At 63.0% G+C, this 14,191-nt stretch carries 10 protein-coding genes; 3 read left to right on the top strand and 7 right to left on the bottom strand.

The window, feature by feature from the left end; all coding sequences use genetic code 11:
• Positions 1-111 precede the first annotated feature (111 nt).
• The 3 genes from BN3659_RS04980 to BN3659_RS04970 form a co-directional block, all read right to left on the bottom strand.
• Complete coding sequence (locus BN3659_RS04980) at positions 112-591, bottom strand: hypothetical protein (protein WP_091535066.1); 480 nt, start codon at positions 589-591, stop codon at positions 112-114.
• Between the two features lie 29 nt (positions 592-620).
• Positions 621-1,094: a hypothetical protein gene (locus BN3659_RS12815; RefSeq protein WP_141682494.1), complete on the bottom strand. Its 474-nt coding sequence runs from the start codon at positions 1,092-1,094 to the stop codon at positions 621-623.
• Between the two features lie 148 nt (positions 1,095-1,242).
• Positions 1,243-3,282 (bottom strand): alpha-amylase family glycosyl hydrolase, encoded by a 2,040-nt coding sequence (locus BN3659_RS04970; RefSeq protein ID WP_091535063.1) that lies wholly within the window; start codon positions 3,280-3,282, stop codon positions 1,243-1,245.
• 121 nt (positions 3,283-3,403) lie between these two features.
• Here BN3659_RS04970 and BN3659_RS04965 point away from each other — a divergent pair, with 121 nt between their 5' ends.
• Complete coding sequence (locus BN3659_RS04965; protein WP_091535062.1) at positions 3,404-5,086, top strand: peptide MFS transporter; 1,683 nt, start codon at positions 3,404-3,406, stop codon at positions 5,084-5,086.
• A gap of 1,045 nt (positions 5,087-6,131) precedes the next feature.
• Here BN3659_RS04965 and BN3659_RS04955 read toward each other — a convergent pair.
• Entirely contained in the window at positions 6,132-7,160 is a 1,029-nt protein-coding gene (locus BN3659_RS04955; RefSeq protein ID WP_091535058.1) for a hypothetical protein, read from the bottom strand.
• Between the two features lie 1,177 nt (positions 7,161-8,337).
• On the opposite strand from BN3659_RS04955, the gene BN3659_RS04950 reads away from it, so the two are divergent.
• Together BN3659_RS04950 and BN3659_RS04945 are read left to right on the top strand one after the other, a co-directional pair.
• Positions 8,338-9,129 (top strand): MBL fold metallo-hydrolase, encoded by a 792-nt coding sequence (locus BN3659_RS04950; protein ID WP_091535068.1) that lies wholly within the window; start codon positions 8,338-8,340, stop codon positions 9,127-9,129.
• A 225-nt stretch (positions 9,130-9,354) separates the two neighbouring features.
• Positions 9,355-10,170 carry an SDR family oxidoreductase gene (locus tag BN3659_RS04945; RefSeq protein WP_091535057.1) on the top strand — a complete coding sequence of 272 codons (816 nt, stop codon included), beginning with the start codon at positions 9,355-9,357 and terminating at the stop codon, positions 10,168-10,170.
• 597 nt (positions 10,171-10,767) lie between these two features.
• Here BN3659_RS04945 and BN3659_RS04940 read toward each other — a convergent pair.
• From BN3659_RS04940 to yihA, 3 genes are all read right to left on the bottom strand, one after another.
• Positions 10,768-11,391, bottom strand: coding sequence for a hypothetical protein (locus BN3659_RS04940; protein WP_091535055.1), 624 nt, complete (start codon positions 11,389-11,391; stop codon positions 10,768-10,770).
• Positions 11,392-12,400: 1,009 nt separating this feature from the next.
• The gene (locus BN3659_RS04935; protein WP_091535053.1) at positions 12,401-13,342 is read right to left on the bottom strand and encodes a ribose-phosphate diphosphokinase; all 942 of its coding nucleotides are present in this window, start codon (positions 13,340-13,342) and stop codon (positions 12,401-12,403) included.
• Between the two features lie 75 nt (positions 13,343-13,417).
• The gene (gene yihA / locus BN3659_RS04930) at positions 13,418-14,014 is read right to left on the bottom strand and encodes a ribosome biogenesis GTP-binding protein YihA/YsxC (RefSeq protein WP_091535052.1); all 597 of its coding nucleotides are present in this window, start codon (positions 14,012-14,014) and stop codon (positions 13,418-13,420) included.
• Positions 14,015-14,191: the final 177 nt, after the last annotated feature.

Genomic DNA, 14,191 nt, shown 5'->3' with positions numbered 1-14,191 from the left:
TGCCTGCCCGCCCCGAAAGGCCTGTCGCCTCGAAATGCCTGCTGCTTCGAAAAGCCTGCCGGCGCGGAAATCCGCGCAGAAACGGAGATCCGCGCCGGCGCGCCGGTCCGGTCAGAGGGCGGGACCGTCTTGTCCGTAATTCGTTACCAGCGGTTTGCCCTTACGGGTGGCGTAGGTATAATCCGCGACGGTGAACGTGAAGAGGTAGATGCCGTTGAGCAATTCGTAGTTGGTCCTGTACTGGGGGTTGCGCGCATAGCGCAGATCGTCGAAGTCGATCGCATAGCGGTTGTCGTAGCGGATTTCATGAATGTCGAAAATGTTGCGGGGGTCGGTGTCGAAAAAACTTTTCGCACCCGGCGCTATCTCCTCCGATTCGTCGATCCAGTGGGTTTCGCCCGGCTGTATGGTCAGGTAGTCGGGCAGCTCCACGCAGGAGGGGCGGTGGACGATCGTAAGGGTGCGTTTGCTTTCGTTGCACAGACCGTATCTGCCTGCATGTACGTAGTCCTCTCCCCCGCACGAGCCGCCGCATCCCGCGAACGGAATCGTGCCGAGGATTGCGAAAAGGACGATGATCGTTTTTTTCATCCGAAATTTCATATTATATATGTTTATACTTAGATTCCGTAAAATTCGAAATAATCGTCTGCCGCGTCCGTTTCGACGCCCGAAGCCTGTCGATCGGTCAGTATATTGGTTTTCAAGGCGCGCAGCGTAGGCGACTTGTAGAGCAGGGCGAGTTCCTCCGGATTATCAGGCGTTATTTTTACGTAAAGATGCGAAGGCCGGAGGGAGGTTTGCCGCAATCGGGCCGTTTCTTCTAAGATCGAGCCGGTCATTTTGCCGTCCGCAGGAGAGTGCGGATCGCGCCGAAACATGCTGACCAAGGCTTCCTGCATATTATCCAAGGAAAAAGGGTTTTTCAGTTTTTTGCCGACGGTCGGCGTCCCCTCCGAAGGCGTTCGCACGGATCGGGTGAGCACCGCCTCGGCTGTCCCTGCCGGAGCGGAGGCGCAGACAAGCGCTTCGTCCGTTCGGCAGGAAGACAAGGCGATGTCCCGGAAAAGTGTCCGATAGCGGATTTTCTTCATAGAGGCGGATTTGATACTTGAGATGAAGCAAATATAATATTATTCGGCCGATAAGTTCGCTTTTCCGTCTTCGAAACCTATCATAGGTGCTGCATTTCCTGCGCCGGACGAAAGGGTATGATAGATCGGAACGCACGGACGCTCCCTCCTAACGCTTCAGACGGCGGAAGACGGTGGCGGTGCGCGAGGTGTTGTAGATGCGGATGCAGGGACGCTCCGTCCCGTCGGGGCCGGGGGCCGGGCGGGAGAAGTGCACCGACGCCATCGAGGCGCGCTCCGTGCCGCCGAAGCGGCGTTCGTCGGTCGACAGCACCGGCACGTAACGGCCCGCCGCCGGCACGGGCAGCTCGTAGTCGGGGATCGAGGCCGCGGGGTGCCAGTTGAAGACGAACAGCAGGTCGCGGCGCGAGAAGACCATCGTCTTGTTGCGTTCGTCCATCAGCAGGTTGTAGGGATAGTCGTCCGAGAGGACCTTCCAGCGTTTGACCAGCCGCAGCATCGCCCGGTCGAAATCGCCCAGCCATGCGTAGCGGAGAAATCCGTTGCGGGCGAGCGACCACTGGCGCCGTGCGCGGGCATAGCTCCAGCCGTTGCCCTCGCGCGGAAAGTCGATCCACTCGGGGTGGCCGAATTCGTTGCCCATGAAGTTGAGGTAGGCTTGTCCGCCCGCGGAGATGGTCATCAGGCGAATCATCTTGTGCAGCGCCATGCCGCGGTCGATGACCACGCTCTCCGACGCGCGGTCCATGCGGTCGTACATCTCGCGGTCCATCAGCCGGAAAGCCAAAGTCTTGTCGCCCACGAGGGCCTGATCGTGCGATTCGGCATAGGCCACGGTCTTCACCTCGGGCAGGCGGTCGGTCATCACGCGCCACATCTCCCAGATGTCCCAGCGCTCGTCGGGAACCTGCTCGATCTGCCGGATCCAGTAGTCGGGGATCGCCATCCCGAGCCGGTAGTCGAAGCCGACGCCGCCGTCGTCGATGGGGATGCACATGCCCGGCATGCCGCTCACCTCCTCGGCGATGGTCAGGGCCGAGGGGCGGAACTCGTGGACGAGGCGGTTGGCGAGGGTGAGGTAGACGAGGGCGTCGGGGTCCACGCCGTCGTCGAAAAAGCGGTCGCGGGAGTCGAAATCGACATGACCGCGGTGGCGGTAGATCATCGAGGTTACGCCGTCGAAACGGTAGCCGTCGAAATGGAACTCGTCGAGCCAGTATTTGACGTTCGAGAGCAGGAAGTGCTGCACCTCGCTCTTGCCGTAGTCGAAGATCATCGAGTCCCAGTAGGGCTGGTAGCCCGCGTCGCCCGGCTTGGAGTAGAGGCGGTCGGAGCCGTCGAGGGCGTTGATCCCCTCGTTGAGGTTGCGCACGTAGTGGGCCTGCACGAGATCCATCACCACGGCCAGCCCCAGCTCGTGGGCGCGGCGCACGAGGGCCTTGAGCTCCTCGGGGGTGCCGAAACGCGACGAAGGGGCGAAGAAACTCGACACGTGGTAGCCGAACGAGCCGTAGTAGGGGTGTTCGGCGATGGCCATGAGCTGCACGGTGTTGTAGCCGTCGCGCTTGATGACGGGGAGGATCTTTTCGGCGAACTCCGCGTAGGTGCCCACGCCGGCGCGCTCCTGCGCCATGCCCACGTGCGCTTCGTAGATCAGCGGAGAGCCGTTGCGGGCGATGTCGAACGTGTCGCCCGACCAGTCGAAGGGCTGCGGGATCCAGAACTGGGCCGTGAAGTTTTTGGTCTCGTCGTCCTGCACGACCCGCGCGGCATAGGCCGGGATGCGGTCGCGCCAGCTGCCGTCGGCGCCGTGGACGCGGAGCTTGTAGAGCGAACCGTGCACGAGCCGCCCGGCGTACATCGCGTCGGGCAGGAAGATGCTCCACACCCCCTCGCAGTCGCGTCGGAGCCGCAGCTGCGTGCGCTGCCAGCCGTTGAAGTCGCCGAAGAGGTAGACGTCCTGCGCGGCGGGCAGCCACTCGCGGAACCACCAGCCGTCGAGGTCGCGGTCGCGCTGCCAGCCGTAGTAGAAGTAGCCGTTGGCGTAGTCGACGATCGAGCCCGACGCACGGCGTATCTCGTCCATTTTTTCCTCGTAGCGGCGGTAGCGCCGGTTCAGCTCCGCTTCGACGGGGCGCAGCCACTCGTCGCGTTCGACGATCGGCAGCCTTCGGTGCGTTTTTCCCATAGGTTCGGCCAGTTTTATACAAATATATGAAAAATTTTCTTATATTTGTCGGGCCCTTGAAAAGGATAGAACCGAATATTACTCACTAAATAACCAAAATTACTAAAAACCAACTTTAATCATGTTCAAAGGACAACCCAAAGGTTTGTACGCCTTAGCCCTAGCCAATACCGGCGAGCGTTTCGGCTACTATACCATGCTGGCCATCTTCACGCTGTTCCTGCAGGCGAAGTTCGGCTTTACGGAGACGGTAACCACCCAGATTTACGGAATCTTCCTCGCTGCCGTCTATTTCATGCCCTTCTTCGGCGGCATTCTGGCCGACAAGTTCGGATTCGGCAAGATGGTAACGCTCGGTATCTTCGTGATGTTCGGCGGTTATGCGCTGCTCTCGATTCCGACCGGTACGGGTTTCGCGGCGCAGGCGATGATGTTCGCGGCGCTGCTGCTCATCGCGTGCGGTACGGGTCTCTTCAAGGGCAATCTGCAGGTCATGGTCGGCAACCTCTACGACGATCCGGCCTATGCCTCCAAGCGCGACAATGCCTTTTCGATCTTTTACATGGCTATCAATATCGGTGCGATGTTCGCCCCCTCGATGGCCGGCGCCATCACCGACTATTTCCTCGCTCAGGACGGGCTGACGTACAACGGCCAGATCCCCGCGCTGGCGCACCAGTTCATCGAGTCGAACGGAACCCTCGCCGGCGAACCGCTCGCCAATCTGCAGGCGCTCGCGGCGTCCGTGGGCGGCAACGTCTCGGACCTGATGGAGTTCTCGAAGCACTACATCGAAAAACTGTCGGCGGCCTATAACATGGGCTTCGGCGTGGCCTGCGTTTCGCTGGTGGTGTCCTACCTGATCTACGCCGGTTTCCGTAAGACGTTCAAGCACGCCGACGTAACGGCCAAACAGCAGGCCGCCTCGGGCAACGCCGCTCAGGTCGAGTTGACGCCCGCGCAGACCAAGTCGCGCATCACGGCCCTCATGCTCGTATTCGCCGTGGTGATCTTCTTCTGGATGGCCTTCCACCAGAACGGCTCGACGATGACCTTCTTCGCGCGCGACTACACCACGTCGGAAGCCACGGGCATCACCCGCATGGGCTTCAATATCGTCAACCTGCTGCTGATCGCCGTCGGCGTCTACTCGATCTTCGGATTCTTCCAGTCGGACAAAGGCCGCGGCAAACTCATCAGCGCCGTCATCTTCCTTGCGGTCGCAGGAGGACTGTATTATCAGTATACCCAGACGCCCGATCCGGTGCACATCCTGCCCCAGATTTTCCAGCAGTTCAACCCGTTCTACGTCGTGGCGCTCACCCCGATTTCGGTGGCGATCTTCACGGCGCTCGGCAAACGCGGCAAGGAGCCTTCGGCGCCCCGCAAGATCGGTATGGGTATGGTGATCGCCGCCGGCGGTTTCCTGATCCTCGCGCTCGGCTCGGTGGGCCTCATGTCGCCCGTCGAAGTAAAGGAGGCCGGTGTCAGCAATACTTTCGTGTCGCAGAACTGGCTGATCTCGACCTATCTGGTGCTGACGTTCGCCGAACTGCTCCTCTCGCCGATGGGCATCTCGTTCGTGTCGAAAGTCGCACCTCCGAAATACAAGGGTATGATGATGGGCTGCTGGTTCGCCGCTACGGCCGTGGGCAACTACGCCACGTCGCTCATCGGCTATCTCTGGAACAGCGGCATGGCGCTGTGGATGGTTTGGAGCGTGCTGATCGTGCTCTGCCTCCTCTCGGCGCTGTTCATCTTCTCGATCATGAAAAAACTCGAATCGGCGACCAATGATGCCTGATCCGTCGTCCGGCGATGATGCGCAGGGAGCGTCCGACGACGGACGCTCCCTTTTTTGCGACATGCAGCGTGCGCCGCGCGGCTCGACATGCGGTTTGCCGTTTGCCTATGCGGCTTGCCGTGCGGCGTGCGGCTGCGACTTTGCGTGTGTCTTCGTTTGTGGCATGCCGTGCGCTTGCACTCCTGTTCGCAGCCCGGTTTGCGACACCCCGCGGTGTGGGCGTGCGGCCGCGAAGAGGCTCGTGCCGAGGTCGGCATCCTGTCCGCTGCCGGATGCTGCTCGGTGCGGCGGGGATACGGCCGCAGAGGCGTGCGCTGCGACTTTGCGTGTGTCTTCGTTTGCGGCATGCCGTGCGCTTGCACTCGTGTTCGCAGCCCGGTTTGCGATGCCCCGCGGTGTGGGCGTGCGGCTGCGAAGAGGCTCGTGCCGAGGTCGGCATCCTGTCCGCTGCCGGGATGCTGCTCGGTACGGCGGGGATGCGGCCGCAGAGGCGTGCGCTGCGACTTTGCGTGTGTCTTCGTTTGCGGCATGCCGTGCGCTTGCACTCGTGTTCGCAGCCCGGTTTGCGATGCCCCGCGGTGTGGGCGTGCGGCCGCGAAGAGGCTCGTGCCGAGGTCGGCATCCTGTTCGCTGCCGGGATGCTGCTCGGTACGGCGGGGATGCGGCCGCAGAGGCGGGATTCGGAGGCTGCGGAGTGCGCCGCGGAACTCTATTCGCGCGTCTCGCCGGAGGGGCTGCCGTCCTCGCAAACGGCGGCGGGGAAGACGGCGGCGTGCCGTGCAACGTTCGTGAGGTCGCCCTCCGGATCGGGATTCGCCTCCTCGGGCCGGAAGAAAACGCCGCGCGGGCCGGTGCCGGTATTTGCGGGATCGGGACGCACGCCGGCATCCGTCTCTGATTGCCCGAGGGGAAGAGGCGTTGCGGCTGCCGCATTCCCGCGGCGGACGGAAGAAGCGGCAGCGGTCGCCGCCGCATGCCGCACGGGACGGCCGCATGTACGGGTGTCGGTCCGACGACACCGGACGGGATCGGCGTCGGTCTTGGCTCAGGGCAGGGGTGCGGCGTCCGCATCTGCACGCTGCACGGGATTCGCCGTCGCGTCGTTCGCCGTGCGCCCGTGCCGGACGGAGAGGTCGTCCGCGCCGGCGTCCGCAGTGCGGGCGGGGAAGCTGGCGGCCGGCGAATCTGCCGCGGTGCGGATCCGGTATTCCGGTTCCGACGGCGGATTGCCCCCTCCGGATGTCGCGGCGCGCTCATCGTAGAGGGCCAGCCGTTCGGCGCAGAGCTGCTCGATCCGGGCCCGGATGGTGCGCGTGCGGTCGAAATAGTGCGTAACCTCGTCGCGCAGGACGGGGCAGTCGGGATCGTGGAGCGCCATCCGGCGAAATCCCTCCATGCGTGCCAGCATGCGGCTCACGCCGGCCCGCTCGGGGTCGAGCAGCAGATGCAGTTCGGCCGAAATCGTTTGCAGCCGCAGAAAAAGGTCGGGCAGCCGGTGAAGCGGGCAGAGCTCCAGATGGTAGACGGCGTAGAGGGCGTCGAGAATCAGTTCCATCGCGCAGGCGTTGCAGAAGGCCGCCTGACGGAGGTCCGCGGCGGCGAGCGCCTGAGCCGCGGCGTCGAACATGCTTCGGGCGCGGGTCAGATAGTGGCGGCCGAGGCGGGAGGCGGTCCGCAGGACTTTGTCGGGATCGCATGGCAGCGGCGGGAGGGGATCGGCGGCGAAGACGACCCGGCCCTCGGAGCGCACGAAGCGGTAGAAGAGGCTTTTGCGTGCCTCGCGGGTAGGCAGGAGGTAGAAGTTGACGAAGGGAATGGCGCGGTTGCGGGCCGGCAGTTGGAGCCGCAGCTGTCGGCCGACGGTCTCCCACTCGTCGGGCGTGCGATGCTCGGTGAGAATCGCGAGGTCGTAGGCGGCCACTTCGCTGAAAGGGGGTGCTCCGGCGAGCGAACCGAAGTAGACGATCTCGTCGGGCGAGGTGCATCGGCACAGGACGGCGAGAATTTGCCGCAGTTCATCGGGGTTGCAGTTGAGGGCGGGTACGTTGGGGCCCGCGTTCGGTGTGGTTTGCATCTGAAAATTTGTTTAGGATTCGACAACGGAAATTCGGCCTTCGCTTTTCGCGCGGGGCGCAGCGAAGGCGGCGAGGACGGCGGGCGGTGCGCGTGTCAGTCCGGAGGCGGGAAGCGAAGACGGGAGTGGATCGGGCGGGGCAGAGAGGGCTGCCCTGCACGGCGGGCCTTGCGGCATGTCGGCGTCGGAACGCAGACGGAAAGAGTTGTTTGCATAGAATAAAAATTGCGCAGCTGCAAACAACTCTTTCCCCCTTTTACAGGCTCAATAGCGTGCCGTTCGCGGGATATCTCCCCAATGGCTCTGCGCATACTTTAAGAGTATGTTGCCATTGAGACAGTTCCGTAAAAGTTCCGAGAAAAAATTGTTTGCGCTGCAAAGATACGAATAATTTTCGGTCGTCAAAGGAGCTTTATGTTTTTGTGGCGGCAAAGGCGGTTCCGGGTGCTTTATGCACGGCGGCTCCGATGCGGGGATAGAAACGGAATGCGACGAAAGCAGGCAGAGGGCGGGGATGGAAGGATCGCCTGTTTGTCAGTAAGCTGCGGCATGGTTCCCCTGATTCGGGGGATTGCGGACGGCAGGCGATTTCGTCCGAACGCGATTCGGACATGGGGCCCCGCTCGAACGGGGAGCTCGGACCGGAAATGCGGCAACGGTCTCAGGAGCCGCAGAAAGAGCCTTGGGGATTTTCTTCGATGCGTTCAGCGAATACCTGTCTTTCAGAACGGCATGCTCCTGTCATACGCCGTCAAAACCGCTTGTGATGTTCTTTTCCGTCGGGCCGCCGCTCGGGAGCCGTTCGAATACGGATGGGGCGGCCGCCGTAAATCCGGCGGATCCCCGGATCGTCGGATCTTTCGGATTTCGGCCGTCCGGCGAGAGGGCAGTCTGCGAATCGCCGCAAAACGGAGATTCCGTAGACAGATGCCGTTTCGATGCCGTTCGCCAGTGGATTCGCGAATGGGAGGGTGGATGGAAATCGGAGGTTCGGACCGGAAACCGGCGGATGCGCGGGGCGGGGTACTGCCGCGGCGTGGCATCTATGTAGATAGAACATACGCGGCAGCGATGGATCGGGACGCCGCAGAAGCTCCGGGAGCCTCGAAAACATGTGTGTGGCGGGGGCTTGGGCCGGTATATGGGAATGACATTCTTTTTTCGTACATTTGCAGGGATGAAACTGACGTTTTTAGGTACGGGCACCTCGCAGGGGGTGCCGGTCATCGGATGCCGCTGCGAGGTGTGCGCCTCGCGCGATCCGCACGACAACCGCCTGCGGACCTCGGCGATGGTCGAGACGCGCGGCGTGCGCATGGTGATCGACGCAGGGCCCGATTTCCGCTGTCAGATGCTCCGCACGGGCGTGCGGCACATCGACGCCATTCTGCTGACGCACGAACACAAGGACCACATCGGCGGTCTGGACGATGTGAGGGCCTTCAACTTCGTGGATTATCCGACGATCCGCCGCGTGGACATCTACGCCACGCGGCGGACGCTGGCATGCGTGCGCAAGGATTTCGACTACGCCTTCGCTGCGGACAAGTACCGCGGCGTGCCGGAGATCGAGCTGCGGGAGATCGACCCGGCGCACCCTTTCCGCGTGAAGGGGGTGGAGGTCGTGCCCGTGTCGGGGCACCACTCGCCGCGTTTCGAGGTAACGGGCTACCGCATCGGGCGGCTGGCCTATCTCACCGATTTCAAGAGTATCGACGAGGGCGAGGTCGCCAAGTTGGCGGGTGTCGAGGTGCTCGTGGTGAATGCCCTGCGCGCAGCGCCGCACGATTCGCATTTCAATGTGGCCGAAGCGCTGGAGCTGATCCGGCGGGTGGGGCCGCGCGAAGCCTACCTGACGCATATGTCGCACGAAATGGGGTTGCATGCCGAGACCGATGCGGCGCTGCCTGAAGGGGTGCATCCGGCTTGGGACGGATTGCAGGTCGAAATAGAGGACCCGTTACGTTGAGCCGGCGCGATCCGGGTGCGATCCGGGCTCGTGCGGGGCGGCAGGGGGGCAAGCGATCGAAGCGGACTGTTGCATCGGGGGAAATGCGCAGAACCGGGTTTGTGCAGGGCGCGGCCGGGGCGGGAAACGAAGGATCGGGGCCGACTGTTGCGTCGGCACGGGTGCAGCCCCGAAGTCGTCCGGGGTACGGCCGGGCGGGGAAACGACTGTAATGAAGCGAACGATATGAAGAGTTTGAAGAATAAAGTGATCGTCATCACGGGCGCCTCGTCGGGCATCGGCGAGGCGATGGCCCGCGTCTATGCCGCCGATGGGGCGAAGGTCGTGCTCGGAGCCCGAAGCGGAGAGAAGCTGGAGGCGATTGCCGGAGGGATCCGGAGCCGGGGCGGCGAAGCCGCATGGTGTGCGGCCGACGTGGTGAAGCCGGAGGATTGCGAGGCGTTGATCGACACGGCCGTGAGGGCGTTCGGCGGCGTGGACGTGCTCGTGTGCAACGCGGGGCTTTCGATGCGCGCGCTGTTCGACGAGGTGGACCTCGGGGTGCTGCACCGGCTGATGGATGTCAATTTCTGGGGCACGGTCAACTGCTGCAAGGCGGCGCTGCCGCATCTCCAGCGGTCGAAAGGCTCCGTCGTCGGCATTTCGTCGGTGGCGGGGCTGCACGGGCTGCCCGGGCGGACGGGCTACTCGGCGTCGAAGTATGCGATGACGGGATTCCTCGAAACGCTCCGCATCGAGAACCTCAAGAAGGGGTTGCACGTGATGATCGCCTGCCCGGGCTTCACGGCTTCGAACGTCCGTTTTTCGGCCCTTACGGCCGACGGTACGCAGCAGGGCGCCACGCCCCGCGACGAGGCGAAGATGATGACGTCCGACGAGGTGGCGCGGATCGTGCGGCGGGGCATTTTGCGCCGCAGGCGGCTCTGTCTGATGGAAGCCGAGGGGCGCGCGACCCATTTCGTGAAGAAGTTCGCGCCGGCGTTCCTCGACCGGATGTTCTACATGGTGATGGCGCGCGAGCCGGACAGTCCCCTCAAGTAGTTGCGGATTGCTCCGGTCGGGCGGGTGCCGCCGCGGAGCCGCTGTTTCCGCAGGCGCGGCCTTCGCGGGTGCGGGCTGCTGGGCCGGCCGTCGGAGAGAGGATGTGCGTGCGCCGTATGCGATGGCCCCGGCCGAGGGGTTTGCGGCGGAAGGGTCGCAAGGTCCGGAACGTTTGCAGGGTGAGGTTTGCGGCCGAGGGTGTATCGGACGTGGTTCCGGCAATTCCGCCACCGATCGCCCGAGCTTTGGGCCGCCGATCGCCGGAGCGTCAGATCGGGTTTGCGGAGCCGTGGCGATACGAATGCTGCGGATGTTTCGTGCCGAAAAAGTTTCCGTTCGGGGGGCGTGTCTCCGGACACCGGCGCCTCTTCCGCCGTCAGCGGGCCGAGAGGCAGCGTTTTGTCCTGTCCGGCGTGCGGGCGGGCGAATCGCCCTGCGGAGCGGAAACGTCTCATGCTCGATCTTCGGCCGGGGCGGAGAATGAAAATGCGGCGGGAAAGGCCGGCTGCCGGAGGGGGCGGCGAGGCTGCCGGGCGGCGCTTCTTCCTCCCGCACTGCTATCGGACAGCGTGGGGAAGCCTGCGCGTCGCTTGCGGCTCAGTCGAGCTGGTCGGCCCAAGTGAAGCAGTTGGGGTCCGTTTTCGTCCAGCAGACACGTATGCCCACGTAGAGATAGGGATATTTGTCCGGATCGTCAAGCTCCCAGTTCTGCCGGATGAAGGTCTTGATGGGGCCATCGAAAACCACCTGTTCGTTGCTCAGGGACACGATTTCGAGCTCCGACTGCGTAACGGCTCCCATGTAGCGGAGCGAATCGTAGGGCGTGCGGATGTGGAGGGTCAGGGCGTTTTCGTCGTACTCGATGTCATAGAGGTTCTTGTAGTAACCCGTATATTCGCCGTCCTGCTGCACGTAACGCCAAACGCTGCGGTCCTTGTCGACGTAGACAGCATCCATCAACACCTGATCTTCGAACGTGTAGCCGCTGCTGCCCCTGTAAGCCTCGATGATGTCCCGCGAATCCGCGTATATTTTCGCGTTGTCGATCCCCTTGCGCTGGTAGAGGAAATGAATCTCCTCTTTCCAGTAGCTTTTGGCGAGGATGCTTTCGATGAAGCCCGTCTGCGGAACGGGTGCGGGCGGCGTCTCCTCTTCGTTGCAGCCAGCGAGCAGGAGGAGGAGACCGAGAACCGATGCGGTTTTTCGAAGAAGCGTTTTCATGGGCCGGAAGTCGTTCGCAACGAACGGTTGCGCGATAGTCGCAAAGATAGGAATTTTTCGGCGGATGTGCAATGCGATCTTTCGGGCGGGCGACTTTGGGGAGGCTTCGGCACGCCGGACCGGTCGTTCGTCTGGTGTCGGAGTGTTCGTGTCGTCGCTTCGACGCCGTTTCGGATGGCGGCTCTCGTTGTCGGCGGATGTGCCGTCGCTTCCGGACGATGCGGAGGCGGGGACGTCCGTTCGCTGCCGCGCATAGGCGGCGTACGTTTCGTTTCGGCTGCGGCGCTCGGCCGGTTGCGAATTTCGGGGCTGTGGGTATAATTGGAGGTTTTCCTGAATTGCACTGAATTGCTACGAGCTGTTCGGGAGGGGCCGGACACGTTTTGGCCGGGGTGAAACGGGGAGAGCGGCCGGTTGCGGCTGGCGGTGTCTGCGGGCCGTGCGGTACGCAGCATCCGGCGGCGAAGGTCCGCTCTTTTGGGGGAGACGTGTGCGGCACCGGTTGCAGACGGTTCGCGGAAGCCGGAAAGAGGTGCGGAAGCGATCGGGAAGGGACGGAGAAGGGGCTGTTTCTCGTGTCGGCCGCGAAGGGAATGATTTTGTGCTCCGCCGAAGGAAGCCGAACAAGAAAGTCGGGAACTTTTTGCTCGTTCCTGCCGTTGTCGGCGGGCGGCGGGTGCGGGGAGACGGGGCCGCTTCGTCGGATCGGGGCAGGAGAAACGCCTTTGCAGCGGGACGGGAAGAGACGAAGGGAATTCGACGTTTTCGGCCGAAGGCGTTGCGGCGTGCCGTTCGGACTGTGCCGAGGGACGGGAACGGCTGCGCGGGAGCGGCGGAAGGTCCGGCGCGGAGTTCGGGCCGGGGATTTCCGGGACCGAAGAGGGTGGCTGCGACAGGCAGCCACCCCCGTATCCCGCTTGGGAATGCGCGATTCTCGGACGGTTGAAAAAAACTTGTCAGGCATCCCGTCAGGCCCCCCCCCTTTCCTCCGACAGGGGGGCGAGCCGCGCTATTTGAAGAAGATCGACGAGATCTCCTTGTAGTTGTGTACCCGTTCGATCACGTCGGCGAAGATGTCGGCGACGCTCAGTACGGTGAACTTGCTGAGATTCTGGTCCTGACGCAAAGGAATGGTGTCGGTAACGATCACCTCTTCGAGCGCGCTCGAATTGATGCGGTCGTAGGCCGGACCCGAAAGAATCGGGTGGGTGATGGCCGCACGCACGCTCTTCGCGCCGCGCGCCATGAGCATGTCGGCCGCCATGCAGATCGTACCGGCCGTGTCGATCATGTCGTCCACGATCAGGATGTTGCGCCCTTCGACCTCGCCGATGGCGGTCATCTTGCCCACGACGTTGGCCTTGGCCCGCTCCTTATGCGAAATGATGATCGGCGTGCCGAGCAGTTTGGCGTAGGTGTTGGCCCGTTTCGCGCCGCCCATGTCGGGGGCTGCGATCGAGAGGTCCTCGATGTCGAGGCTCTTGATGTAGGGTACGAAGATGCCGCTGGCGTAGAGTGCGTCGACCGGCACGTCGAAGAAACCCTGTATCTGGTCGGCGTGCAGATCCATCGTCATGATGCGGTCCACGCCCGCGGCCATCAGCAGGTTGGCGACCAACTTGGCGCCGATCGGTACGCGGGGACGGTCCTTGCGGTCCTGACGCGCCCAGCCGAAGTAGGGCATCACGGCCACGACCTTGTAGGCCGAGGCGCGGCGGGCGGCATCGACCATCATCAGCAGTTCCATCAGCGTGTCCGAAGGCGGGAACGTGGACTGGATGATGAATACCGTGCATCCGCGGATCGATTCGTTGAAGCAGGGCTGGAACTCCCCGTCGCTGAATTGCAGGACTTCCGACTGTCCGAGGGTCGTGCCGAAGCTGGCGGCGATTTTCTCGGCGAGGTACTTCGAGTCCCGACCGGCAAAAATTTTGATTTTGTGGATAGCCATAGTAGGTCAAGAGGTTTTTGGTCGTGCAAAGATACGAAACGGGACGGAAAATTCGTCGTTCGGCCCCCGTTTTTATCAATTTTCGGTCAAACTTTTGCCGATGAAGTCCAGAATCGCGTCGCGGCCCGTGCCGCGGGCGCTCGACGTGGCGAAAAACGGCGGCAGCTCCTCCCACTCTTCGAGCAGCGCCGAACGGTAGCGGGCCACGCTCTTTTCGAGCCGGGCCTTGGAGAGTTTGTCCGTTTTGGTGAAGACGACACCGAACGGGATGCCGTGTTGGCCCAGCATGCGGATGAACCGCAGGTCGATGGCCTGCGGTTCGAGCCGCGAGTCGACCAGCACGAACAGGAAGTGCATCCGTTCGCATCGCAGCACGTAGTCGAGGATCAGTTGCGAGAATTCCGCACGCCGGCTTTTCGAGGTGCGGGCATAGCCGTAGCCGGGCAGGTCGACCAGATACCAGCGGTCGTTGATGAGGAAGTGGTTGACGAGGCGCGTCTTGCCCGGCGTGCCGGAGACCTTGGCCAGTCCGCCGCGGCCCGTGAGGGCGTTGATGAGCGACGATTTTCCGACGTTGCTGCGTCCGATGAAGGCGAAGTCGGGCAGGGCGTCCGCGGGCACCTGCGAGAGCTTGGCGGAGCTGCATTTGAATTCGGCTTTGGTGATCTGCATGGGACAAAGATACGACAAATCTCCGGGAAAACAACGGGGTGTGCGCGGCGGTGGATGCGGCCGGGGGTGCAGAGCGGCGGTGGGAGGACGCCGGGGACGATGCGGGTCGGGTCGGCTGCGCGGATGGCGCCGGACGGCCGGGGCCGGGGTGCAAGGCGCGGGCGGAGAATGCGGTGG

Origin of the sequence: Alistipes sp. CHKCI003 (assembly GCF_900021155.1) — a bacterium.
GTDB lineage: Bacteria > Bacteroidota > Bacteroidia > Bacteroidales > Rikenellaceae > Alistipes > Alistipes excrementavium.
This window is presented reverse-complemented; position numbering and strand designations above follow the sequence as displayed.

Coding starts and splice junctions, on each gene's coding strand:
- BN3659_RS12815 (WP_141682494.1), bottom strand. CDS start 1,094: ATGAAGAAAATCCGCTATCGGACACTTTTCCGGGACATCGCCTTGTCT.
- BN3659_RS04965 (WP_091535062.1), top strand. CDS start 3,404: ATGTTCAAAGGACAACCCAAAGGTTTGTACGCCTTAGCCCTAGCCAAT.
- BN3659_RS04955 (WP_091535058.1), bottom strand. CDS start 7,160: ATGCAAACCACACCGAACGCGGGCCCCAACGTACCCGCCCTCAACTGC.
- BN3659_RS04980 (WP_091535066.1), bottom strand. CDS start 591: ATGAAAAAAACGATCATCGTCCTTTTCGCAATCCTCGGCACGATTCCG.
- BN3659_RS04970 (WP_091535063.1), bottom strand. CDS start 3,282: ATGGGAAAAACGCACCGAAGGCTGCCGATCGTCGAACGCGACGAGTGG.
- yihA (WP_091535052.1), bottom strand. CDS start 14,014: ATGCAGATCACCAAAGCCGAATTCAAATGCAGCTCCGCCAAGCTCTCG.
- BN3659_RS04935 (WP_091535053.1), bottom strand. CDS start 13,342: ATGGCTATCCACAAAATCAAAATTTTTGCCGGTCGGGACTCGAAGTAC.
- BN3659_RS04940 (WP_091535055.1), bottom strand. CDS start 11,391: ATGAAAACGCTTCTTCGAAAAACCGCATCGGTTCTCGGTCTCCTCCTC.
- BN3659_RS04950 (WP_091535068.1), top strand. CDS start 8,338: ATGAAACTGACGTTTTTAGGTACGGGCACCTCGCAGGGGGTGCCGGTC.
- BN3659_RS04945 (WP_091535057.1), top strand. CDS start 9,355: ATGAAGAGTTTGAAGAATAAAGTGATCGTCATCACGGGCGCCTCGTCG.